Genomic DNA, 21,836 nt, shown 5'->3' with positions numbered 1-21,836 from the left:
CGCGGACCGTGGCTCCGTGCGACCTTTCCTGGTGCACCTGCGGTGCGCTGGTGTCGATCAGCGCTCTGACCTGCAACGACGCAGGCAGTGCGTCCCGAGACGGGTGCTGTCGTCACGCGGAGGTCGCCCGGGGGCCCGGGTGAAGTCGCCCGGATCGCCGAGTCGAGACCAAGTCGTGACATATCTAGTCTTCCCCTGTTAACTACCGACCAGTAGGTTGCTGATTCGTCACAGTGGACGGCACTGAGGCACGACCCGACAGCCACGCGTCGTCGACGACGCGAGCCGGGTCAGCACCACATCAAGGGAGATGATGGAGATGCGACGACGCATGCTCGTCGCCGGAATCGCAGCCGTGGCCCTCGCGCTCGCGGCCTGCTCCGGCGGATCTGACGGTTCTGACGGCACGGGATCGGGCGACCAGTCCTCGCTGAGCATCGGTGGGACGGCCTACCCCACCTCGCTCGGCCTGGAGGGTCGCTCGACCGCCCAGCAGGGCCTGTACTTCGGCGCGGTGTACGACTCGCTGCTGCGCCAGGCCGACGACGGCAGCCTGGCCCCCGGCCTGGTCACCGAGTGGGCCTACGACGACGCCCGCACCACGCTCAGCCTGACGCTGCGCGACGACGTCACCTTCAGCGACGGCAGCGCCTTCGACGGCGAGACCGTGGTGGCGAACCTCAAGGCGTTCCAGACGTCCTCCACCCCGGACCAGGCGAACGCGCAGTACATCGCGGACGTGGTGGCCGACGACGCCACCCACGTGACGATCACGCTCTCCGCCCCCGACCCGATGCTGCTGCGCTGGTTCACCGGCACGATGGGCTGGATCCAGTCGGTCGACTCGCTGGACGACCCGGCCTCGGCCACCGCGCCGGTCGGCTCCGGCCCCTACGTGCTGGACACCTCCGCGACCGTGGTCGGCTCCAAGTACGTCTACACGAAGAACCCGGACTACTGGGACGACTCCTTCGAGCGCTGGGACACCCTGACGCTCAACGTGTACGACAGCCAGACCGCGCTGCTCAACGCGCTCCAGGGCGGCCAGCTCGACGCCGCGTCCTACGGTGACGCCACCACGATCGACCAGGTCACCAACGCCGGCTACACCGCGGCGACCTCGGAGCAGGTCTGGTTCGGCATGATCATGTACGACCGCGACGGCACCATCGACCCCGCCCTCGGCGACGTCCGGGTGCGCCAGGCGATCAACTACGCGATCGACCGCGAGACCATGCTCGCCACGCTGCAGAACAGCCTCGGCACCGTCACCTCGCAGGCCTTCGGCCCGGGGGCCAGCGGCTACGTCGAGGACCTGGACTCGTACTACACGTACGACCCGGAGAAGGCCAAGGACCTGCTCGCCGAGGCGGGCTACGCCGACGGCATCACGCTGAACATGCCGACCGCCGCCGGGGTCAACCCGGACGTGTTCACCAGCATCCAGCAGCAGCTCGCCGACATCGGCATCACCGTCACCTACACCGACGCCGGGTCGAACTTCGTCACCGACCTGCTCGCCGGCAAGTACACCTCGTCCTGGATGCAGCTGACCTCGGCGATCGACTGGCAGTTCACCACCCTGGCCGTGGCGCCGAAGGCGGTGTTCAACCCGTTCGGCAACGAGACCCCGGAGGTCGACGCGCTGCTGGCGACCATCCAGACCGGCACCGACGACGAGGCCACCGCGGCCGCGCAGGAGCTCAACCAGTACCTGGTCGAGAACGCCTGGTTCGCGCCCTTCTACCGGATCCAGTCGCTGTACGTGCACAAGGACGACGTGTCGATCCACATGCCGATCGACACCGACATCCCGTACATCTACCAGATCCAGCCCGCGTCCTGACCGGCAGGCGCGCCCCGGGGACACCACGTCCCCGGGGCGCGCCCCGCCCCACGCGGAGAACGGAGTACCCGTGCTGACCTTCCTGGTCCGCCGGATCCTGTCGGGTCTGGCCATGCTGTTCGTCATCAGCACCGTCGCCTTCATGCTGGTGTACCTGGCGGGGGCGGACATCGCCCGTCGCCTCCTCGGCCAGTCCGCGAGCCCGGAGGCCGTCGCGCAGCGCGCCTCGGAGCTCGGCCTCGACCGGCCGCTGCCGGAGCGCTACCTGTCCTGGCTGGGCGATGCCGTGCGCGGCGACCTCGGCACGTCCTGGTTCAACGGCTCGCCGGTGACCCAGCTCGTCTCGGCGCGTCTCGGCGTGACGCTGTCGCTGGTGATCATCTCGGTCGCCATCTCCGCGCTGCTGGCCACGGCCGTCGGCGTGTGGGCGGCCTACCGCGGCGGGTGGGTGGACCGCACCCTCCAGGTCGTGTCGCTGGTCGGCGCGGCCGTCCCCAACTACCTGATCGCACTGGGCCTGGTCGTGCTGTTCGCGATCAACCTCGCGATCTTCGCCCCCACCGGCTACACCCGGCCCGGCGACTCGCTCAGCGGGTGGGCGATGACGATCACGCTGCCGGTCGCGGCTCTCACCATCGGCGCGGTGGCGGGCGTGGCGCAGCAGGTGCGCGGATCGATGATCGACTCGCTGCGGCAGGACTACGTGCGCACCCTGCGCAGCCGTGGCCTGCCGGAGCGCCGGATCGTGCTGCGGCACGCGCTGCGCAACGCCGGCGGCCCCGCGCTGTCCGTGCTCGCGCTGCTGTTCGTCGGCCTGCTGGGCGGCGCGGTGGTGATCGAGCAGGTGTTCGCGCTGCCGGGCCTGGGCTCGCTGTCCGTCAGCAGCACCACCAACGGCGACATCCCGGTGATCATGGGCGTGGTCGTCGTGGTCGCCATCATCGTCCTGGTCGTGAACCTGGTGATCGACATCGCCCAGGGCTGGCTCAACCCGAAGGCGAGGCTCCAGTGAGCGAGATGATCGCCGGCACCGCCGCCGGCACCACGGTCGACGCGGCCCAGCCCGTCACCTCCCCGTTCCGGCGTCTGCTCAAGGACCCGGTCGGCGCGACCGCGCTGGTCGTGCTCGCGGTGGTGGTGCTCGCCTCCGCGCTGGCCCCGCTGCTGACCTCTTCCGGCCCGAACGCCGGCGCCCTCAAGGACGCGCTGCTGCCCCCGGGCGGCGAGCACCTGCTCGGCACCGACGGCGCAGGGCGCGACGTGTGGGCGCGGCTGCTGTACGGCGGCCGGTTCAGCCTGGGCGGCGCGGTCGTGGCCGTGGTGGTCGCGGTCGGCATCGGCGCGCTGAGCGGCCTGGTCGCCGGCTACTTCGGCAAGTGGTTCGACGGGCTGGCGTCCTGGGCGGCGTCGATCCTGATGGCCCTGCCCGGCATGGTCGTGCTGCTGGCCGCCCGCGCGGTGGTCGGCCCCTCGGCCTGGTGGGCGATGACGATCTTCGGCGTGCTGCTGTCGGCCTCGGTGTTCCGGCTGGTCCGCGGCACGGTGCAGGCGGTGCGCGGCGAGCTGTACGTGGACGCCGCGCGGGTGTCCGGCCTGTCCGACCTGCGGATCATCTTCCGGCACGTGCTGCGGGTGGTCCGGGCGCCCCTGATCATCCAGGTCGCGTCGATCGCCTCGGTGGCCATCGCCATCCAGGCCGGTCTGGAGTTCATCGGCCTCGGCGACCAGACGATCCCGAGCTGGGGCTCGATGCTCAACGCGGGCTTCGCCAAGATCTACTCCGAGCCGCTGCTGGTGCTGTGGCCCAGCCTGGCGATCTCGGCGGTCTGCCTGGCGCTCACCCTGATCGCCAACGCGCTGCGCGACGCGCTGGAGGGCACCGGGGCCGCGCGCCCCCGCACCCCGGCCCGTCGGGCGGAGGACGACACCGATGCTCCCGCGGCGCTCGCGGCGGGTGGTGCCGCCACGGCCGGCCTGCCCACCGCCGACGGCTCCGCCGACGAGGACCTGATCCTCCAGGTGCAGCGGCTCCGGATCGGCTACACCCAGGGCGATCGGGTCAAGGAGGTTGTGCACGGCGTCAGCTTCGACGTGCGGCGCGGCGAGGTGCTCGGCCTGATCGGCGAGTCCGGCTCCGGCAAGACCCAGACCGCCTTCGGCATCATGCGGCTGCTCCCGGTGGGCGGCGGCATCACCGGGGGGCGCGTGCTGTGGCACGGTGCCGACCTCGCGACGACGCCCGGGCGGGAGATGTCCCGGCTGCGCGGGCGGCGGATCGCCTACGTGCCGCAGGAGCCGATGAGCAACCTGGACCCGACCTTCACGATCGGCACGCAGCTGATCGAGCCGCTGCGCCACCACCTCGGCCTGAGCCGGGGTGCGGCCCGGGCACGCTCGCTGGAGCTGCTGGAGCGGGTGGGGATCGCCGACCCGGTGCGGGCGCTCAAGTCCTACCCGCACGAGCTGTCCGGCGGCATGGCGCAGCGCGTGCTGATCGCCGGGGCGATCTCCTGCGAGCCGGAGCTGCTGATCGCGGACGAGCCGACCACCGCCCTGGACGTCACCGTGCAGGCCGAGGTGCTGGACCTGCTGCGCTCGCTCCAGGCCGACATGGGCATGGGCGTGCTGCTGGTGACGCACAACTTCGGGGTGATCGCCGATCTGTGCGACCGCGTCGCGGTGATGAAGGACGGCCTGATCGTCGAGACCGGTGAGGTCCGCAGCATCTTCGCGGCCCCGCAGCACGAGTACACCCGGATGCTCTTCGGCGCGATCCTCTCCGAGGACGGCATCCGGGCGCCCTACCAGTCCGGACGCGTGGAGGCAGACCGATGAGCAGCGACGTGGCACCCCTGCTGGACGTGCGGGGGCTGGTGGTCGAGTACCCCCGGCGCGGGCAGTCCCCGGTCCGGGTGCTCAAGGGCGTCGACCTGGACATCCGCCCCGGCGAGTGCGTCGGCCTGGTCGGCGAGTCCGGGTCCGGCAAGACGACGCTGGGCCGGGCGATCCTCGGGCTGGCGCCGGTGACGGCCGGCTCGATCACCTTCGACGGGAAGGACATCGCGCGGGCGTCCCGCACGGAGCGGCGCCGGCTCGGCAGCGACGTGCAGGTGGTGTTCCAGGACCCGTACACCTCGCTCAACCCGTCCATGACGATCGGCGACATCCTGGCCGAGCCGTTGCAGGCGCGGGACGTGCCCAAGGCGCAGGCCCGGGCACGGATCGCCGAGCTGCTGGACCAGGTGCGGCTGCCGGCGGACTCCCTCGGGCGGCGCCCGCGCGAGTTCTCCGGCGGCCAGCGGCAGCGGGTGGCCATCGCCCGGGCGCTCGCGCTGCGCCCTCGCCTGGTGATCTGCGACGAGCCGGTGTCCGCCCTCGACCTGTCCACGCAGGCGCGGGTGCTCGACCTGTTCAACGAGATCCAGGAGGAGACCGGGGTCTCCTACCTGTTCATCACGCACGACCTGACCGTGGTGCGGCACGTGAGCCACCGGGTCGCCGTGATGTACCGGGGCGACATCGTGGAGCGGGGCGAGACGGCCGCGGTGACCTCCAGCCCGGAGCACGCGTACACGCAGCGGCTCTGGATGGCCTCGCCGGTGCCGGACCCGGTGGCCCAGGCGCAGCGGCGGGCCGACCGGCGACGGCTGGTGGCGGCGCAGGCCGCGGCCGACGAGCAGGCCGGGGCGGTCGCGTGACACGGCCGGGCCCGGGGACGATTCCCGCGTCCCCGGGCCCGGCGCTGTTCAGCTGTGGTGCGGTGTCAGCGCACCGACCTGATGCGGGTGATGAAGAAGGCGCCGAGCAGCGCGGCCACGATCGAGACCGGGAACACCAGGCCGTAGCCACCGGTGGCGACCACGAGGGCGGAGGTGATCAGCGGGCCGACGGTCTGGCCGGCGGTGGTCGACAGGTTGAGGATGCCGAGGTCCTTGCCGGCCTCCTCCTCGTTCGGGAGCACGTCGACGTTCAGCGCCTGGTCCACGGAGGTGTACACGCCGTAGCCGAAGCCGGCGATGCCCGCGAACAGGAACATGCCCATCGGGGTCGGCCACACCCACGGCATCGCGATGCCGACGGCGAAGAGCACCGAGGACGCGATCACGGGCAGCTTGCGGCGACCGATCTTGTCCGAGATCGGGCCGGAGAGCACCGAGCCGACCAGCGACACGACCAGCAGGATCACCGACATGGTGGCGATCGTCTTCGCGGACTCGGTGGTCGACTGCCCGACGTGGTCGCGGACGATGTAGAGCTGGTACGCCATGATCATCTGGTAGCTGACCAGCATGAACAGGCGGCTCGCGAAGGCGAGGTAGAAGTCCGGGGCCTTGCGCGGCGGGCGGAACGACTTCAGCAGCTCGAGCAGGCCGCCCTCGGCCGGGGGCAGCTCGGAGGCAGGGGTCTCGCGCGGCCAGACGATCAGCGCGATCACGGCGGAGCCGGCCATGAGGATGCCGCCCAGCAGGAAGCCGGGGAAGGTGTTGACGATGAACGCGGCGCCGATCAGCGAGCCGAGCGGGGCGCCCGCGGCGAGCCCGCCGCCGTAGAACGCGGACATGGTGCCGCGCAGCTTGGCCGGCACGCGGTCGGCCAGCACGGCGACCGCCGGGGCCAGCATCATGTTGAGGCCGACCATGCAGAGGCAGTAGACGACGGTGATCGCGGTGGGGTCGTTCAGCACGCCGATCGCGAACAGGGTCACGCCGCCGAGCAGACCGCCGCCGAGGATGAACGGGGCACGGCGGCCGAACCGGCTGCGCGAGCGGTCGGACAGGTTGCCGAACACCAGGTTCGACACCAGCGAGACGATCGCGGTGATCGCGCTGATCGAGCCGAGCAGGGTCTCCGGCGAGGAGACGCCGATGTCGAGCAGCCGCTGCGGCAGCAGCACCGCGGCGACGATCTGGAGGCCGATGATCCAGAGCAGGCCGTAGACGAAGAACCCGCCGCCGAAGCGCAGGGTGCGCGCCCGGTCGAAGGGGGCTCCGGTGTCCGGAGCGAGGCCGTCCGCCGGGCGGGACGGCTCGGTGTCCTCGGGGGTGAGGGCTGCGGGGGTCGCCATGAGTACCTTCTTCGGGCCATGGGAGTCGGTTGAGCTCCACGTCGAGCGCCACGACGCAGCTACGCGTCGCACCGTTACCTACCGCCTGGTAGGTAGTGCGAAAATACGACCGCTCGGTCGGGAAGTCAATCGAGCCATGGGACGACCGACGGGCGCCCTCCCGCCGGGGGAGGACGCCCGTCGTGGCCGGGGGTGAGGAGCTCAGGCAGGGACCAGGCCCCGCACGTGCACCGGCGTCTCGAACCAGACCGTCTTGCCGACGCCCGGGTGCAGGTCGATGCCCCAGCGCAGCGCCAGCGCGTCCACGATCCGCATCCCGTTGCCGCCGGGCCGCCCGGTGCGCACCGGACGCACCACGGGCAGCGTCGGGTCCGGGTCGGTCACCTCGACGCGCAGGCAGTCGTCGTGCTGCTCCGCGCACACGGCGATCCGCCGGTCACCACGGGTGTGCACCACGGCGTTCGTCAGCACCTCGCTGGTCAGCAGCTCCAGCCGGCGCGCGGCCTCGTCGTCCGCGTGCGCGCGCAACGCCTGACCGACCGCCCAGCGCCGACCCAGGGCGACCGAGCGGGTCGCCGGTTCCAGCACGAGGTGCTGCCCTGTCCTGGTGGTCATCGATCCGCCTCCGCCCGCCGTGCTCCTGGCCGCAGCCGGTCCACGCGCCGGGTGCGGGGGACCGGGACCGGTCCACCGACCGATCGCGTCCAGGGTGCGCCCGGGCGACGCGACGCGCATCCGGACGGGGGTGTCCGGCGGGCGGGCCGTGGGGGCGGTGACCAGCGGCGGGGGCACGTCCTCACAGGTGGGAGCCGACTTTCTGTGGCGGACCTGTCGATCACCTGTCAATCGGGCTCCGGCGCTGATCAGCGCCTCACGCCGACCGATCAGGGGGTCGTGCGACGGACGGTCCGCCGCATCCCGCACCCCGGAGGTCTGCATGAGCATCGACGCGATCGGCTCGTCCTCGTTCCTCACCGCGCTCAGCCGCACCAGCAGCACCAGCAGCACCAGCACGCTCGCCTCGGCGCTGGCCTCGGCCACCGCGTCGTCCGTCTCGACCACGTCCGGCGCGTCCGGCACCGCCACCCACCGCGTGCCCGGCCACATCCAGGCCGCCTCGGAGGTCCTCGGCCTGTCCACCGACGACATCATGGAGGCGCTGCAGAACGGCTCCTCGCTGTCCGACCTCGCCGAGGAGCAGGGCGTCAGCCGGGACGACCTGGTCTCCGCGCTGGTCGAGGCCGCGCCCAGCGACATGCAGGCGATGGGCGACATCGAGGGCATGGTGTCCTCGCTGGTCGACCAGGCCGGCATGCCCGGTCCGGCCGGCCCGCCGCCGAGCGGCTCCTCCGGCGTCTGGGGCGAGACCCTCACCAGCGACCAGCAGGAGACGATCGACTCGCTGTCCAGCCTGCTCGGCACCGACTCGACCACGCTGCTCGACCAGCTCTACAGCGGCTCCTCGCTGTCCGACCTGCTGTCCGACGCCGGCGTCTCGCTGGAGGACCTGGCGGACGTGGTCCAGGACGGGCTGTTCATCGACGCCTCCGCCTGATCGCCCTCGCCGCGCACGTCGGGCTCGGGCGGCGGCACCACCCGCACCCGGACGATCCGCCGGCCGTCCACCGCGATCACCTCGACCCGGTGGCCCTCGACCGGCACCACGTCCCCGGTGCGGCCCAGCCGCCCGAGCCGGGCGATCAGGTAGCCCGCGACCGTCTCGTACGGGCCGTCCTCCAGGGTGATCCCGGTGCGCTCGGTGAACTCCTCGATCGTCAGGCCCGCGTCGTACGTGCCCGGCTCGCCGTCGGTGGTCTCCGGGCCGGAGGAGCCGGCCACGTCGTACTCGTCGCGGATGTCGCCGACCAGCTCCTCGACCAGGTCCTCCAGGGTCACGATCCCGTCGGTGCCGCCGTACTCGTCCACCACCACGGCGATGTGCACGCCCTCCCGGCGCATCCGGGACAGCGAGGGCAGCAGCTTGTTCGTGCCGGGCAGGGCGACGATCTCGCGCATGACGTCCCGCACCCGGGTCGTGCTCGCGTCGTGGATCCCTATCAGCTCGCGGATGTGCAGGAAGCCCAGCACGTCGTCGAAGTCCTCGCCGGTCACCGGGTAGCGGGACCACGGCTGGTCGCGCACCGCGTCCAGCGCCTGCGCCAGCGTCAGGTCGGCCGCCACGAACCGCACCTCGCCGCGCGGGCGCATCACCTCCGCCACCGTGCGGTCGGTCGCCTCGAACACGTCCCCGAGGATCCGCCGCTCGTCCTCCGGCAGCCCCTCGTGCGCGATCACCAGGTCGCGCAGCTCCGCCTCGGACATCTCCTCCGAGGTGGCCTGCGGGTCGCCGCCGAGCAGCCGGACCAGCAGGTTCGTCGAGCGGGACAGCAGCCAGATCACCGGGCGCATCAGCGTCGCGAACCGGTCCAGCGGCGGGGCCACCGCCAGCGCCACCCGTGCGCTGCTCTGGAGCGCGAACCGCTTGGGCACCAGCTCGCCCAGCACCAGCGACAGGTAGGCGATCACCAGGGTCAGCAGCACCAGCGCGATCGTGCCGGCCATCCCCTCCGAGACGCCCAGCCCCTCGATCACCGGTGCGAAGTCCGGGGCGATCGTGGACGCGCCGTACGCGGCGGAGAAGAACCCGGCCACGGTCACGCCGATCTGCACGGCGGCCAGGAACCGGTTGGGGTCGCGCGCCACCGCGGCGACCCGGGCACCGCGGGCGCTCTGGCGCTCCAGGCGGTTGATCTGGCTCTCGCGCAGCGACACCAGCGCGATCTCCGTGCCGGCGAACACCCCGCCGACCAGGATGAAGAGCAGGACGAGGCCGATGTTGGCCCAGGTCTCGGAGTCCATCAGCGGCGGGCCTCCCGTCGGTGCGCGGCACGTGGCGGCGCGGGACGGGTGCGGGCTCGCCGCACGGTACTGCCGGAGGGTGGGCCGGGGTCGTGGGCTTGTGCCATCTCCTCATCGTCGGTGGGGCGGGCAGGACCGTCAACCGCACGGACCTTCACAGGATCCGGCGTGATCTGGCCCGCATTCGGCCTGTTCGTGGGGGTGCACGTCCCTAGGCTGACCCCGGTCGGGGCCATCGGTGGTCCCGGGGATCGGGGGCGTCGGGGTGGTCGCGGTGGGTGCGCGTGCGGTTGCGGGCTCGGGTGCAGGTGCGGGCTCGGACAGGTGGGTCGGGTCGGTGCGGGGCCGGGGCGCGGGGCCGGGACGACGGCGCGGCGCGGTGGCGCTGCTCGCCCTGGGGGCGCTGGTGCTGCCGCTGGCGGCCTGCTCCTCCGGCGGCGACGAGGACCAGGCGCTCGCGGACGCGCTGGCGACGGCGATCAGCACCGGCGACTTCTCGGACGTGGCGCTGACCGGTGCCACCACCGCCGAGGCCGCCGACCTGCGCGAGGCCGTGTACGCCGGTCTGGACCCGTGGCAGCCGGAGGTCGTCGCCGGTGACGTCGAGCACGGGGACGACGACACGGCCGGCACCGCCGAGCTGACCTTCACCTGGGACGTCGGCGGCGCCGGCGCCTGGACCTACACCACCCGCGCGTCGCTGTCGGAGGGCGACGACGGCTGGACGGCGGCGTGGTCGCCGTTCCTGCTGGCGCCGGACCTCACCGCGGGGGAGACCCTGCAGGTGCGTCGGGTGCAGGCCGAGCGCGCCCAGGTGCTCGGCGCCGGGGACGTGCCGATCGTGGAGAACCGGCCGGTGCACCGGATCGGCATCGACAAGACGCGGGTGTCCGCCGCCGAGTGGGACGGTGCCGCGCGGGCGCTGGCGACGGCGCTCGAGATGAACCCGGACGACTACGCGGCGAAGGTGGCCGCCGCGGGCGAGAAGGCCTTCGTCGAGGCGATCACCGTCCGTGACGCCGACCCCTCCTACGACGTCGCCGCCCTCGGGGCCATGCCGGGTGTGAACGCGCTGGCCGACGAGCTGCCGCTGGCGCCGGACCGGCTGTTCGCGCGGCCGGTGCTCGGCACCGTCGGGGACGCCACCGCCGAGATCGTCGAGGAGTCCGAGGGAGCTGTCGTCGCCGGCGACCGCACCGGGCTCAGCGGGCTGCAGAAGCAGTACGACGCGCAGCTGCGCGGGACGCCGGGCTTCACGATCGTCGCGACCACCGGCGACGCCAGCCAGCGCGAGCTGTTCCACGTGGAACCACAGGTCGGCACGCCGCTGCGCACCACGATCGACCCGGCCGTGCAGCAGGCCGCCGAGGCGCAGGTCGCGACGATCACCGACCGCGCGTCGGCGGTGGTGGCGATCCGCCCGTCCACCGGTGAGGTGCTGGCGGCGGCCAGCGGGGCGGGTGGCGGCGGCACGTCCACCGCGACGCTCGGGCTGTACCCGCCGGGGTCGACGTTCAAGGTGGTGACCTCCCTCGCGCTGCTGCGCGCCGGCCTGACCCCGGACAGCACGGTCACCTGCCCGCCGACCGCCACCGTCGACGGCCGCGAGTTCCAGAACGTGCCCGGCTACCCGACGAACCGCCTGGGCGACATCACGCTGCGCACCGCCCTGGCGAACTCCTGCAACACCGCCTTCCTCACCGCGGCCGACCTCGCCCCGCAGTCCGCGCTGGTCACCGCCGCCGAGGCGCTCGGCCTGGGCCAGGAGGTCGACCTCGGTTTCAGCGCGGCGCTGGGCACGGTGCCCGCCGACGCCACCGGCACCGACCACGCCGCGTCGATGATCGGCCAGGGCCGGGTGCAGGCCACCCCGCTCGGCATGGCGACCGTGGCCGCCTCGGTGGTCGCCGGCACCCGGGTCACCCCGCACCTGGTGGTCCGGGACGACCTGGCGGCAGCCGCCGCACCCGCGCAGCCGCTCACCGAGGCAGAGGCCGAGGCGCTGCGGTCGATGATGCGCGCGGTGGTGACCGAGGGCGGGTCGACCTTCCTGCAGGACGTGCCCGGTGCCGAGGTGATCGCGAAGTCCGGCACCGCTCAGTTCGGCGCCGACGACGCCCTGCAGAACCACACGTGGATGATCGCCGCCCAGGGTGATCTGGCGGTGGCGGTGTTCGTGGAGACCGGCGAGTCCGGCACCGGCACCGCGGGGCCGTTGCTGGAGGGGTTCCTGCGTGCGGTGAACGGGTGATCCGCGCGCGGGCGCTCGTGTGACCTGCGACGGAGCGCGGGTGATCCCCGCGGCAGCAGATCCGCGTGATCATCGGCGACCAGCGGGACGGCGCTGTCCGATTTGGCACGAGTGGGTGAAATGCGCCGTTCGGGGTGACGAGTTCACCCGCTGCTCTTCCGCGCGGGGCCCGGCAGTCCTACAGTCACCTTTTGTCAGCGACAAGAGCAAACCCTCCGCGAGGAGGGGACGCAAAGCCACGGGACCCCCGCAGGTCAGCCGGGCTGCCGAACGAAGGAACACCCATGGAACAGCGCGGCTTCTTCGAGCCGGCCGATCGGGACCTCTCCGGTTCCGACCTGCGCCCCGACACCACCCGCGCGGCCTCGCGCCTCACCACCTGGTCCCGCATCGCGGCCGGCTACGCCGCGCGCCTCGACCTGGTGCCGGCGCAGCGGGAGTGCACCTCCGCGTCCTGAGCCGTCCGCACGACCCCGAGCACCGACGAGGTCGGTGGTTCGTGCCCGATCACGGGCGCGCGAACCACCGACCTCGTGCCGTTCCACCGACCTCGTGGAATGCGGGTGCGGGGTGCGGAGGCGCTAGAGCTCGCCGACCTTGCGGAGGTAGCGCATGGACGCCCAGCCGATCGGGATGCGCAGCCAGTAGGTGAGCACCCGGAACAGCACCGCCACCGACGTCGCCACACCGGGGTTCACGCCGATCACGGTCAGCGCACCGGCCAGGGCGATCTCGACCGTGCCGATGCCGCCGGGGGTCGGGGCGATCGACCCGGCGGTGTTGCCCGCCAGGAACACGATCGCCGCCTGCACCAGCGACACCTCCTGGCCGAACGCCCGCAGGCACACCTCGAAGGCCATCACGTAGCCGAAGGTCGTCAGCACGTTCCCGGCGATGCCGAACGCCAGCCGGCGCGGCTGCCCGACCACCTCGATCAGCCGGGGCCAGGTCTGCTGCAACGTCGGCAGCGTCTTCGCCGCCACCCAGGCGCGGATCTTCGGCACCAGCAGCAGCCCGACGAGCAGCGCCACGAGCGCGCCGACCACGATGACCACCGTCGGCGAGATCGTGAACCGCTCGAGCTGGTTGGTGCCGGACGCGACCGACAGCACCAGCAGCATCAGCACCGTCGCGACGAACTGGGTCACCTGCACCAGCGCCACGGTCGCGGTGGCCAGCGACGTCGACGCCCCGCGGCGGGTCAGCAGCCGCAGGTTCAGCGCCGCCGGACCGATCCCCGCCGGCGCGGCCAGCGCCACGAACGTCGCCGCCGACTGCGCCAGGGTCGCCCGCCACAGCGAGATCTTCACCGGCGCGAACGCCACCAGGGTCAGCGCGGCACCCACCAGCGTGGACATGCCGAAGGCGAAGGCCAGCACGCTCAGCCGCCAGTCGGTGTCCTGCAGCGCGTCCAGGATCGTCTGCAGGTTGATCGAGGTCAGCAGCACGATCACCGCGGCCACGGTCAGCAGGATCGTCAGCAGGGTGCGCGCGCCGAACCGGACCAGCTGCGTCGGCTCGACGTCGGCCTCCGGCAGGCGGGCGACCAGCGCCTTGCGCAGCTCGGCCAGCACCTCCTTGTGCGCGCGCAGCTCCTCACGGGTGCGCCGGGGCAGCGTGATCGTCTGGAGCAGCGGGCCGATCGTCACGATGTCGTTGTCCGGCAGCACCGCGACCGCCGACTCGAGCGCCCGCGCCGGGCCGACCCGCAGCGCCAGCAGGGCCACCATCTGCGTACGGTCCATCCGCCGGGCCAGGTCGGAGGAGGCGACGTCGCCCTGCTCCCAGCCGACCAGCCACACCACCGGCCGGGGCCCGTTGCGGTCGATCAGGATCACGTCGCTGGTCAGCGCGCGGTGCGCCAGCCCGCCCTCGTGCGCGACGCCGAGCTGCGCCCAGATCTCCCGCAGCACGTCGTCGTCGATGTCCGCCGGCTCCAGGTCCGCCAGCGGCACCGCGTCCGGCACCCGCTCCTGGATCAGCAGCATCGAGCTCTCCGACTCGGCGATGCCGAGCAGCCGCGGCGTGCGGACCCCCACCGCCGACGCCGTGGACGACAGCAGCGCGGCCCGCTCGGCGGCCTGCCGCAGCGACACCACCGACCGGCCGTCGATCCCGCGCAGCCGCAGCGACCGCCACAGCCGGCTCAGCATGCCGACAACCTGCCGGTCGCCGTCCAGCACCACCACGTCGAGCCGCTCGCCGCGCTCGGTGGTCATCTCGTACACCCGGTGGTCGGAGAACCGTGCGATGGCCCGTGCCGCCGGGGTGCCCGGCGCGTCCGGGCCCTCGGCGCCGGCGTCGCCGTGCTCCTCGTCCGGCACGCGCACCAGCGACACCGGCCGGTAGCCCGCGCGCCGGATGCCCGCCACCAGGCTCGTGCCGTACGCGCGCTCCGTGCGCACGCCGGACAGGTAGCGCACCGCCTGGCCGGTCGCCCGCCCCAGCAGCAGCGCCACCGCGACGCCGGGCAGCGAGACGCCGGCGGTGATCACCATGATCCCCACCGCGATCCACACCAGGTTCCACGACCACGCCACCGTGCGGCGCCGGGTGCGCGGGCCGGTGGTGGTCAGCAGGGCGGCGATCAGGGCGATGTACCCGGGCAGCGTCACCGTCAGCTCACCGGCCAGGCGCACCGACAGGCCGTCGACCAGCTGCTCCGAGCCGAGCGTCCGCACCAGCCAGGCCACCGCTGCGGTCACCAGCACGGCCGCCACCGCCGCCACCGAGGCCTCGACCATCTGCCGGCCGAGCCGTCGCACCGCCAGCTCGATCAGCACGGCCGCCGGCACGATGAAGGTCACGATGCTCTCCAGCAGCGCGACCGGCACGATCAGGATGTCCCGCAGCAGCGAGGCGAAGCCCTGCACGTCTTCCGCGACACCGGTGGTGGTGTTCTGCGCGTAGGTGGCCAGCACCATCACGGCGACGACGCCGAGCAGCGTGATCACCACGCCCAGCAGGTCGCTCGGGTGGTGCACACGCGACTCGGGCGTGTCGACCACCTTCACCGAGCACGCGTCCGCCCGGCTCACGACGGCGCGCGACGGCCCGTCCGGACGGTCGGCGGCCGCCGGCGCGTCGGTGGAGGCGTCGGGCATGGTCGCGAGTCTAGGCAGCGCCCGGTCGCCCGACCGGCCCATCCGGGGGTCGCGGGGACGATTCCGTCCTCGGGGATGACGTCGGCGGGCGCCGGCTCCGCCTCGAGGATGAGCCCCGCTACCGCACCCGGCGCGCGTGCGCGCGCTCGGTCTCGTCCGGTGTGCCGAGCGTGCACGAACGCACCCTTCGTGCGGCGTGAAGCCTGCTTTCGTGCACTCTCGATGCGCTGCCGGACCTGCGGGTCTAGGGTCGGCCGCGGGACCGACCGACGACCAGGGGAGGCGCTGTGGTGCAGGACGCGGAGGGTCGGATCGCGGAGGTGCTGCGCGCGCTGTGGTGGCTGCCGGTGCTGCGCGGGGTGCTGCTGCTGGTGCTCGGCCTGCTCATGCTGGTCGAACCGCTCGGCACCCTGGTCGCGCTGGTCTGGGTGTTCGGCGTGTTCGCCGTGGTGGACGGGATCCTGGTGCTGGTGCAGGCCCTCGGCGCGCGCGGGCGTCCCGGGTTCGGCTGGTGGCTCGCGGAGGCGGCTGTCGGCATCGGGTTCGGTGCGATCATCATGCTCTGGCCCGGCGCCACCGCGCTGGTGCTCTACTACCTGCTGGCGCTCTGGGTGCTCGTGCTGGGCGTGACCGCGGTGGTCGTCGCCGTCGTGCAGTACCGGGCGCGGGACCTCGCCTGGGCCGGGACCCTGGTGTTCGGGCTGATCGGCTTCCTGTTCGGACTGCTGCTGGCGATCCGTCCCGAGGGCACCGTCGACGTGATCGTCACCGTGTTCGGGCTGTTCGCCTTCGTCGCCGGGGTGGTGCTGGTGGTCGCCGGGTTCGTCACGCGGTCGTTCGCGCGGCAGCTCGAGGCGGCACGCGCGGTCGCGCCGGGGCCGGCCGCGGCGGGGGCGGGTGCGGGTGGGACGAGCGCGGCGGGGGCGGGTGCGGGCGGGACGAGTGCGGCGGGGGCACCGCGGCCCGGCGCGCCGGGAGCGAGCCCGCGCGGCCCGAGCGCACCGAGCGCACCTAGCGCACCGAGCGCACCGGGGACGCCGCCGGTCAGGTGATCCCGAGCGCGGCGCGCCACTCCGCCGGGATCAGCGCGTAGCCGACGAAGGCGACCACGTCGAGCACGGTGTGCGCCACCACCAGCGGCATCACGCGTCCGCGCCGCCGGTAGTACTCGGCGAACACCAGCCCCATCACCACGTTCCCGAAGAACGGCCCGATCCCCTGGTACAGGTGGTACGAGCCGCGCAGCACCGCGCTGGTCACCAGGATCGCCGGGGTGCGCCAGCGCAGCTCGCGCAGCCGCTCCATCAGGTAGCCGACGACGACCACCTCTTCCAGCAGCGCGTTCTGCAGCGCCGCCAGGATGAGCACCGGCACGGTCCACCACGCGCCGGTCAGTGCGGAGGCCTGGACCTCGACGGTGATCCCGATCGCGCGCCCGATCGCGTACAGCGCCAGGCCCGGCAGCCCGATCAGCGCGGCCAGGCCCACGCCGATCCCCAGGTCGCGCCCCGGACGTGCCCGGTCCAGACCGATCCGCCGGACCGCCGACCGCCCGTTGGCCGACAGCAGGTACAGCGCCAGCGCCACCGGCACGAGCGCGAAGCCGATCTGGAGCAGCTGGTACACCAGGTCGAGGTACGGGCGCGCCGAGCGGCTCGCGTTGAGCGTCGTGGACTGCTGCGCCAGCGGAGTGCCCTCGGTCAGCCGCGCGACGATGTTGACCAGCGCGTACACCCCGGACTTCCCGAGGGACAGCCCCAGCACGATCCAGATCTCCACGGTGAGCCGACGGCGCCAGGCGCGGTCGGACACGGGCGGCGCTCCCGCCGGACGCACATCGGTCACGCCGCCAGCGTAGGTGCGGGGGCTGAGCGTTGCCCGAAGACTGCCTGCGGGTTCGCCCGACGTCGGCGCGGTCGGGGAGCGCTCGATCGGGGGTAGCGGGTTCACATGTCCGCAAAGTAGTTTGCAACGCAAAGTTGATCGTGCGGACGAGGAGCGACGGATGAGCAGGCCGCAGGACGAGCGTGCGGGTGGGCCGGCGGGGTCGCCGGACCTGGCCGAGCCCGAGCTCGACGCCGCGGCGGCCCAGGCGATCATCGCCGCGCAGCGGGCCCGCACCCGGGACACCGTAACCGCCGACGGCCGCCTGATCTTCCTGGCCTGGGCTGCCGCCTGGATCCTCGGCTACGGCGTCATGTGGTGGACCGCGCGCGACGGCGGCCTCCCGCCGTGGTGGGCCGGGGCGATCTTCGCCCTGCTGATCGCGGGCGGCGTGGTCACCACGATCGTGCACACGCTGCGCCGGTCGCGCGGGATCGTCGGCCCGTCCCGCGCCGTGGGGGCGATGTACGGCTGGTCCTGGATGGTGGCCTTCGTCGCCGGTCAGGCGATGGTCGGGGCGCTCGGTCGCGCCGGCGTCTCCACCGAGATCGTGCTGGTCGCCGCGAACGGGGTGTCGGCGCTGATCGTCGGGATCCTCTACATGGCCGGTGGTGCGCTGTGGAACGACCGCGCGCAGTTCGCGCTGGGCGTGTGGATGGCGCTGGTGGCCGGGGTCGCCACCTTCGCGGGCCTGCCCGGCACCTACCTGGTGATGGGGATCGCCGGCGGTGGCGGCTTCCTGGTCGGCGCCGCGATCGACCACCTGTCCCGTCGGCGCCCGGGCGCGCAGCGCCGGAGGTTCGGGTGAGCGACGACCTCGACCCGGTGATCCACGCGCAGTCCCGCCTGCGGGTGGTCGCCACCCTCGCCGCCCTGCCGACCGGCGACAGCCTGACGTTCCCCCGGTTGCAGCAGGTGCTCCAGATGACCGCCGGCAACCTGTCCACCCACCTGCGCAAGCTCGAGGAAGCGGAGTACGTCACCGTGCAGAAGACCTTCGAGGGCCGCACGCCCGCCACCTATGTCGCTCTGTCCGGCACCGGCCGCGCCGCGTTCGAGCGGTACTCCCGACAGGTCACCGAGCTGCTCGGGGGGCTGCGATGACCGCCCCGCTGATCGAGGTCGACCACGTCACCCGCCGGTTCGGTGCCGTCACCGCCCTGGACGACGTCTCGCTGACCGTCGGCGCGGGGGAGATGCTGGGCCTGCTCGGCCCGAACGGCGCCGGCAAGACCACCCTGCTCAGCCTGGTCAGCGGCCTGCGCCGCCCCGACGCCGGCACTGTGCGGCTGTGCGGGCTGGACCCGCGCCGGCCCGCCGCCCGCGTCGCCCTCGGCACCACCCCGCAGGACACCGGCCTGCCCGAGACCCTGACCGTCGGGGAGGTCGTGGACTTCGTCGGCGGCCACTACCCGGCGCCCATGCCACGCGCCGAGGCGCTGGAGCGGTTCGGTCTCGCCGATCTCGTCCGGCGGCAGACCGGCGGGCTGTCCGGCGGGCAGAAGCGCCGGCTCGCCGTCGCTCTCGCCCTGGTCGGGCGGCCCCGCGTGGTGCTGCTGGACGAGCCCACCACCGGCCTGGACGTCGAGGCGCGGCACGTGCTGTGGCAGGCGCTGCGCGACTACCAGCACGAGGGGTCGACCGTCGTCGTCACCAGCCACTACCTGGAGGAGATCGAGGCGCTGGCGCGTCGGGTGGTGGTGATCGGCGGTGGGCGCGTGCTGGTCGACGACGACCTGCCGGCGGTGCTGTCGCTCGCCGCTGCGCGCCGGGTGCTCATCACCGTCCCGCCCGAGGTCGAGGCGACGATCGCCGCCCTGCCGGGCGTGCAGGACGCCCGCCGCGAGGGGGACCGCACGCAGCTGCTCACCGCCGACGCCGACGCCCTGGTGCGCGAGCTCGTGCGCCGCGACGTGCCGTTCCGCGACCTGGAGGTGCGCGGGGCGTCGCTGGAGGAAGCGTTCCTCTCCCTGACCGTCCCCACCGTCGCGGAGGAGACCCGATGAGCACCGCCACCCCCGCCGCCGTCCCGCGCGGCTGGTTCGCGCTGACCCTCCTGCACACCCGGTTCCAGCTGCTCGAGACCGTGCGCGTCCCGATCGCCCTGATCGGCAACCTGCTGTTCCCCGGGCTCGCGATGCTGTTCTTCGTCGTGCCGATCGGTGCGGTCGCGTCCGACCCCACCGCATCCGTCGCCTCGGTGGCCCAGCTCGGCACCTTCGCCGTCATGTCGGCCTGCCTGTTCACGCTCGGCGCCGGTGTGGCCGAGGACCGCGCGCTGGCCTTCGACCCGTACGTGCGCACCCTGCCCGCCGACGCCGGGCCGCGCCTCGCCGGGCGGATCGTCGTCGCCGTGGTCTTCTGCCTCACCGCGCAGATCCCGGTCATCGGGCTCGCCACGTTCCTCACCGAGGCCTCCGTCACGCCCGCGCAGCTGTTCGGCGGCATCGGCATGATCCCGGTGGTCGCGGTGCCGTTCACCCTGCTCGGCCTCGCGATCGGCTACACGCTCAGCGCCAAGGCGGCCATCGCCGTCACGCAGGCCACCCTGTTCCCGCTCGCCTTCGCCGGCGGCCTGTTCGCGCCGCCGGAGATCTTCCCCGCCTGGCTCGACGGCCTGTCGCAGGCGCTGCCCTCGCGCGCAGCCCGTGACCTCGTGGTGCAGGTGACCACCGGCGTCGAGGGCGGCGCGTCGGCGCCGTACGTGCTCGCGACGTGGACGGTGCTGTTCGGGGTGCTCGCGGTGGTGGCCTACCGGCGGGACGAGGGGCGCCGGTTCCACTGAGCCGGCGGGCTCAGGCGGGCGCGGTCGCGCGGGCGGCGTCCAGCAGCGCGTCCATCGCCCGCTCCGCGCGCACGCGGTTGCTCGCGGACACCGGGGTCGCCGAGTAGCCGGCGGTCGTCTTCATCCCGAGCAGCACGCGCAGGTGCCGGGCCTGTGCGGCGTCCGCGCGGGCGAGCAGCGTGACGGCGTCGTCGTGGTTGCCGCTGCTGGCGTGCTCGCCCAGGCGGCCGGCGCAGATCACGTCGGCGGCGGCGATGCCGGAGTGCACCGCGAGCGTGACGAACGCGTCGGCGACGTCGGACGCCTCCTCGGCGAGCGCCAGGACGTCTCGCGCCGCGTCAGCGAACTGCCGTGCCTTCGCCATCCGCCCGGCGCGGGTCGCCGCGTCGGCTCGTGTCGTGCGCATCGGACTCCTTCGGCTCGCCGGACGTGCCGACGACGGCGGCGCGGAACCATGCGGGGGACCCGTGGACGGTCAGGCCCTCCCGGAGGATCGAGCCGAGCACCGGATCCGCCGCGACGTCCATCAGCTCGTCCTCGGCCAGCACGAGCGTACGTGCGTCGTTGCCGGTCCAGGCCGTGACCGCGTGCTCCAGTGCGTGGACCTGCTCGTCCCAGATCGCGTCCGATCCGGCTCCCGCGGCGCGCACCAGGAACAGGTCGATGTCGGACGTGACGGCCGCGACGCCGCGCGCCCAGGACCCGAAGATCGCGGCGTAGACCGGCGGCTGCGCCCACCCGGCGACGGTCTCGGACAGTCGGCGACGCAGGGTCGCGGCCTGGTCGGCGAGCGCGATGATCGCGGGAGCGGCCAGGTGGTCGCGGTTCAGCGCGTACAGCACGCCGCGGCCGGCCGGGGTCGCGGTGACGACGCCCTGGCGGTGCAGCCGCCTGAGCACCTTGCGGATGCCCTCCACCGAGACGTCCGGGATCAGGCGGTGGATCTGCCCGGTGGTGAACGCGGTGTCGGCCAGCGCGAGCCGCATCAGCACGTCGCCGTCCAGGGTGGGCGTGACGACGCCGAGGGGGTGTGCGACGTCCATCCGACCTCCCGCGCGGTCCTGCTGCGACGCGTACTATTGTTCGCTCATCGGTACTATTGTACGCAAGAGCGCACGATAGTACAGATAGATGGCGGCCAGGCTCCGGGCGCAGACGCGCGAAACCCCGGGCCCTGTCGTCCGGCAGGAGATCCCGGGGTTCACTTCCAGCCGCTCCGCGGATGGGCTGGCTTCGATTCGACCGTACTGCGTATCTCCCGCAGCGGACGACGCGCTCAGACCCCCGCGCGCTCCAGCGCCGCGACCGCCTGCGCGACGACCTCCGGGTCGGTCACCGTGTGCCCGGTGTCCCCGCCGCCGCCCGGACCGCCGTCGCCGGTGACCGTGCGCGAGGCGGACAGGTGCACGGCGTCGACCCCGGCGGCGACCAGCGAGGAGATGTCGGGCGGGCGCACGCCGCCGCCGGCCATGATCTGCACGGCCCCGGCGGAGTGGGCGACCATCGCGGCGAGCAGTCGGACGCCGTCGATGCTGCGCGCGGCACCGCCGGAGGTGAGCACGCGGGCGACCCCGGCGGCGGTGAGGGTGTCGAGGGCGGCGAACGGGTCCTCGATCGCGTCGATCGCGCGGTGGAAGGTCACCTCGTGGCCGTCGGCGGCGAGCACCAGCGCGCGCAGGGCGACGGTGTCGATCGTGCCGTCCTCGGTGAGGGCGCCGACCACGACGCCGTCGGCCCCGGCGGCGAGCACGGCACGCACGTCGCGGACCTGCACGTCGGTCTCGGCGGCGTCGTAGACGAAGGAGCCCGGTCGCGGGCGGATCAGCACGTGCACCTCGGGGGCGTGGTCGCCGCGGCGGAGCAGGTGGTCGCGGGCGGCGAGGACGGCGGAGACGAGGCCGGCGCTCGGGGTGATCCCGCCGGTGGCGGCGAGGGCGGTGCACAGCTCGACCCGACGGGCCCCCGCTCCGGCGGCGACGTGGAACCCGGCGGGGTCCTGCACGGCGATCTCCAGGACGGGACGGGGTGCTGCCACCGGTTCT

20 protein-coding genes and 1 riboswitch are annotated in these 21,836 nt (G+C 73.3%); of the genes, 12 read left to right on the top strand and 8 right to left on the bottom strand.

Translation table 11 applies throughout. From position 1 onward, the window contains the following. Positions 1 to 319 precede the first annotated feature (319 nt). The 4 genes from ACZ5HG_RS18815 (at position 320) to ACZ5HG_RS18800 (ending at position 5,544) form a co-directional block, all read left to right on the top strand. A complete protein-coding gene (locus ACZ5HG_RS18815; RefSeq protein WP_464179219.1) occupies positions 320 to 1,846 on the top strand; it encodes an ABC transporter substrate-binding protein in 1,527 nt (508 codons plus the stop codon). Between the two features lie 70 nt (positions 1,847 to 1,916). Beyond that, positions 1,917 to 2,858 (top strand): ABC transporter permease, encoded by a 942-nt coding sequence (locus ACZ5HG_RS18810; protein WP_464179217.1) that lies wholly within the window; start codon positions 1,917 to 1,919, stop codon positions 2,856 to 2,858. Between the two features lie 5 nt (positions 2,859 to 2,863). Further along, positions 2,864 to 4,681, top strand: a complete 1,818-nt coding sequence (locus ACZ5HG_RS18805) for an ATP-binding cassette domain-containing protein (RefSeq protein WP_464182218.1) — start codon at positions 2,864 to 2,866, stop codon at positions 4,679 to 4,681. Further along, entirely contained in the window at positions 4,678 to 5,544 is an 867-nt protein-coding gene (locus ACZ5HG_RS18800) for an ABC transporter ATP-binding protein (RefSeq protein WP_464179215.1), read from the top strand. The genes ACZ5HG_RS18805 and ACZ5HG_RS18800 overlap by 4 nt, the downstream gene beginning before the upstream one ends. A gap of 65 nt (positions 5,545 to 5,609) precedes the next feature. Here ACZ5HG_RS18800 and ACZ5HG_RS18795 read toward each other — a convergent pair whose 3' ends face one another. Both ACZ5HG_RS18795 and ACZ5HG_RS18790 read right to left on the bottom strand, forming a co-directional pair. Beyond that, the gene (locus ACZ5HG_RS18795; RefSeq protein ID WP_464179213.1) at positions 5,610 to 6,911 is read right to left on the bottom strand and encodes an MFS transporter; all 1,302 of its coding nucleotides are present in this window, start codon (positions 6,909 to 6,911) and stop codon (positions 5,610 to 5,612) included. 201 nt (positions 6,912 to 7,112) lie between these two features. Continuing rightward, entirely contained in the window at positions 7,113 to 7,526 is a 414-nt protein-coding gene (locus ACZ5HG_RS18790; RefSeq protein WP_464179211.1) for an ATP-binding protein, read from the bottom strand. A 322-nt stretch (positions 7,527 to 7,848) separates the two neighbouring features. Between ACZ5HG_RS18790 and ACZ5HG_RS18785 the strand changes: the two genes are divergently transcribed. Beyond that, positions 7,849 to 8,466, top strand: coding sequence for a hypothetical protein (locus tag ACZ5HG_RS18785; protein WP_464179209.1), 618 nt, complete (start codon positions 7,849 to 7,851; stop codon positions 8,464 to 8,466). On the opposite strand, the gene ACZ5HG_RS18780 is transcribed toward ACZ5HG_RS18785, so the two are convergent. Continuing rightward, entirely contained in the window at positions 8,361 to 9,770 is a 1,410-nt protein-coding gene (locus ACZ5HG_RS18780) for a hemolysin family protein (protein WP_464179207.1), read from the bottom strand. The genes ACZ5HG_RS18785 and ACZ5HG_RS18780 overlap by 106 nt on opposite strands. Before the next feature lie 379 nt (positions 9,771 to 10,149). Between ACZ5HG_RS18780 and ACZ5HG_RS18775 the strand changes: the two genes are divergently transcribed. Beyond that, positions 10,150 to 12,021: a penicillin-binding transpeptidase domain-containing protein gene (locus tag ACZ5HG_RS18775; RefSeq protein ID WP_464179204.1), complete on the top strand. Its 1,872-nt coding sequence runs from the start codon at positions 10,150 to 10,152 to the stop codon at positions 12,019 to 12,021. 195 nt (positions 12,022 to 12,216) lie between these two features. Then, positions 12,217 to 12,292: riboswitch (cyclic di-GMP riboswitch) on the top strand. Positions 12,293 to 12,305: 13 nt separating this feature from the next. Continuing rightward, complete coding sequence (locus ACZ5HG_RS18770; protein WP_464179202.1) at positions 12,306 to 12,479, top strand: hypothetical protein; 174 nt, start codon at positions 12,306 to 12,308, stop codon at positions 12,477 to 12,479. A gap of 123 nt (positions 12,480 to 12,602) precedes the next feature. On the opposite strand, the gene ACZ5HG_RS18765 is transcribed toward ACZ5HG_RS18770, so the two are convergent. Further along, positions 12,603 to 15,125: a flippase-like domain-containing protein gene (locus ACZ5HG_RS18765; RefSeq protein ID WP_464179200.1), complete on the bottom strand. Its 2,523-nt coding sequence runs from the start codon at positions 15,123 to 15,125 to the stop codon at positions 12,603 to 12,605. Positions 15,126 to 15,412: 287 nt separating this feature from the next. Here ACZ5HG_RS18765 and ACZ5HG_RS18760 point away from each other — a divergent pair, with 287 nt between their 5' ends. Then, a complete protein-coding gene (locus tag ACZ5HG_RS18760; protein ID WP_464179198.1) occupies positions 15,413 to 16,177 on the top strand; it encodes a DUF308 domain-containing protein in 765 nt (254 codons plus the stop codon). Here ACZ5HG_RS18760 and ACZ5HG_RS18755 read toward each other — a convergent pair. Beyond that, the gene (locus ACZ5HG_RS18755; RefSeq protein ID WP_464179196.1) at positions 16,170 to 16,970 is read right to left on the bottom strand and encodes a CPBP family intramembrane glutamic endopeptidase; all 801 of its coding nucleotides are present in this window, start codon (positions 16,968 to 16,970) and stop codon (positions 16,170 to 16,172) included. The genes ACZ5HG_RS18760 and ACZ5HG_RS18755 overlap by 8 nt on opposite strands. A gap of 160 nt (positions 16,971 to 17,130) precedes the next feature. Between ACZ5HG_RS18755 and ACZ5HG_RS18750 the strand changes: the two genes are divergently transcribed. The 4 genes from ACZ5HG_RS18750 to ACZ5HG_RS18735 are packed head-to-tail and all read left to right on the top strand — an operon-like array spanning position 17,131 to position 19,794. After that, complete coding sequence (locus ACZ5HG_RS18750; protein WP_464179194.1) at positions 17,131 to 17,817, top strand: hypothetical protein; 687 nt, start codon at positions 17,131 to 17,133, stop codon at positions 17,815 to 17,817. After that, positions 17,814 to 18,113, top strand: coding sequence for a transcriptional regulator (locus tag ACZ5HG_RS18745; protein WP_464179192.1), 300 nt, complete (start codon positions 17,814 to 17,816; stop codon positions 18,111 to 18,113). Before ACZ5HG_RS18750 ends, ACZ5HG_RS18745 begins: the two co-directional genes overlap by 4 nt. Then, complete coding sequence (locus tag ACZ5HG_RS18740) at positions 18,110 to 19,015, top strand: ABC transporter ATP-binding protein (protein ID WP_464179190.1); 906 nt, start codon at positions 18,110 to 18,112, stop codon at positions 19,013 to 19,015. Before ACZ5HG_RS18745 ends, ACZ5HG_RS18740 begins: the two co-directional genes overlap by 4 nt. After that, a complete protein-coding gene (locus ACZ5HG_RS18735; protein WP_464179188.1) occupies positions 19,012 to 19,794 on the top strand; it encodes an ABC transporter permease in 783 nt (260 codons plus the stop codon). Before ACZ5HG_RS18740 ends, ACZ5HG_RS18735 begins: the two co-directional genes overlap by 4 nt. Before the next feature lie 10 nt (positions 19,795 to 19,804). Here the strand turns inward: ACZ5HG_RS18735 and ACZ5HG_RS18730 are convergent, their stop codons facing one another. From ACZ5HG_RS18730 to ACZ5HG_RS18720, 3 genes are all read right to left on the bottom strand, one after another. Then, the gene (locus ACZ5HG_RS18730) at positions 19,805 to 20,200 is read right to left on the bottom strand and encodes a hypothetical protein (RefSeq protein ID WP_464179186.1); all 396 of its coding nucleotides are present in this window, start codon (positions 20,198 to 20,200) and stop codon (positions 19,805 to 19,807) included. Further along, positions 20,133 to 20,837 carry a nucleotidyltransferase domain-containing protein gene (locus tag ACZ5HG_RS18725; RefSeq protein WP_464179184.1) on the bottom strand — a complete coding sequence of 235 codons (705 nt, stop codon included), beginning with the start codon at positions 20,835 to 20,837 and terminating at the stop codon, positions 20,133 to 20,135. The genes ACZ5HG_RS18730 and ACZ5HG_RS18725 overlap by 68 nt, the downstream gene beginning before the upstream one ends. A 233-nt stretch (positions 20,838 to 21,070) precedes the next feature. Continuing rightward, on the bottom strand, positions 21,071 to 21,829 hold the full coding sequence (locus tag ACZ5HG_RS18720) for a copper homeostasis protein CutC (protein ID WP_464179182.1): 759 nt from the start codon (positions 21,827 to 21,829) through the stop codon (positions 21,071 to 21,073). Positions 21,830 to 21,836 lie beyond the last annotated feature (7 nt).

The organism is Cellulomonas sp. GTC20042, from assembly GCF_055389595.1.
This window is presented reverse-complemented; position numbering and strand designations above follow the sequence as displayed.

Bases quoted from the DNA above. Each gene is read 5' to 3' on its own strand.
- ACZ5HG_RS18805 (WP_464182218.1), top strand. From the start codon at position 2,864: ATGATCGCCGGCACCGCCGCCGGCACCACGGTCGACGCGGCCCAGCCC.
- ACZ5HG_RS18770 (WP_464179202.1), top strand. From the start codon at position 12,306: ATGGAACAGCGCGGCTTCTTCGAGCCGGCCGATCGGGACCTCTCCGGT.
- ACZ5HG_RS18740 (WP_464179190.1), top strand. From the start codon at position 18,110: ATGACCGCCCCGCTGATCGAGGTCGACCACGTCACCCGCCGGTTCGGT.
- ACZ5HG_RS18725 (WP_464179184.1), bottom strand. From the start codon at position 20,837: ATGGACGTCGCACACCCCCTCGGCGTCGTCACGCCCACCCTGGACGGC.
- ACZ5HG_RS18800 (WP_464179215.1), top strand. From the start codon at position 4,678: ATGAGCAGCGACGTGGCACCCCTGCTGGACGTGCGGGGGCTGGTGGTC.
- ACZ5HG_RS18735 (WP_464179188.1), top strand. From the start codon at position 19,012: ATGAGCACCGCCACCCCCGCCGCCGTCCCGCGCGGCTGGTTCGCGCTG.
- ACZ5HG_RS18730 (WP_464179186.1), bottom strand. From the start codon at position 20,200: ATGCGCACGACACGAGCCGACGCGGCGACCCGCGCCGGGCGGATGGCG.
- ACZ5HG_RS18795 (WP_464179213.1), bottom strand. From the start codon at position 6,911: ATGGCGACCCCCGCAGCCCTCACCCCCGAGGACACCGAGCCGTCCCGC.
- ACZ5HG_RS18815 (WP_464179219.1), top strand. From the start codon at position 320: ATGCGACGACGCATGCTCGTCGCCGGAATCGCAGCCGTGGCCCTCGCG.
- ACZ5HG_RS18765 (WP_464179200.1), bottom strand. From the start codon at position 15,125: ATGCCCGACGCCTCCACCGACGCGCCGGCGGCCGCCGACCGTCCGGAC.
- ACZ5HG_RS18780 (WP_464179207.1), bottom strand. From the start codon at position 9,770: ATGGACTCCGAGACCTGGGCCAACATCGGCCTCGTCCTGCTCTTCATC.
- ACZ5HG_RS18785 (WP_464179209.1), top strand. From the start codon at position 7,849: ATGAGCATCGACGCGATCGGCTCGTCCTCGTTCCTCACCGCGCTCAGC.
- ACZ5HG_RS18790 (WP_464179211.1), bottom strand. From the start codon at position 7,526: ATGACCACCAGGACAGGGCAGCACCTCGTGCTGGAACCGGCGACCCGC.
- ACZ5HG_RS18750 (WP_464179194.1), top strand. From the start codon at position 17,131: ATGAGCAGGCCGCAGGACGAGCGTGCGGGTGGGCCGGCGGGGTCGCCG.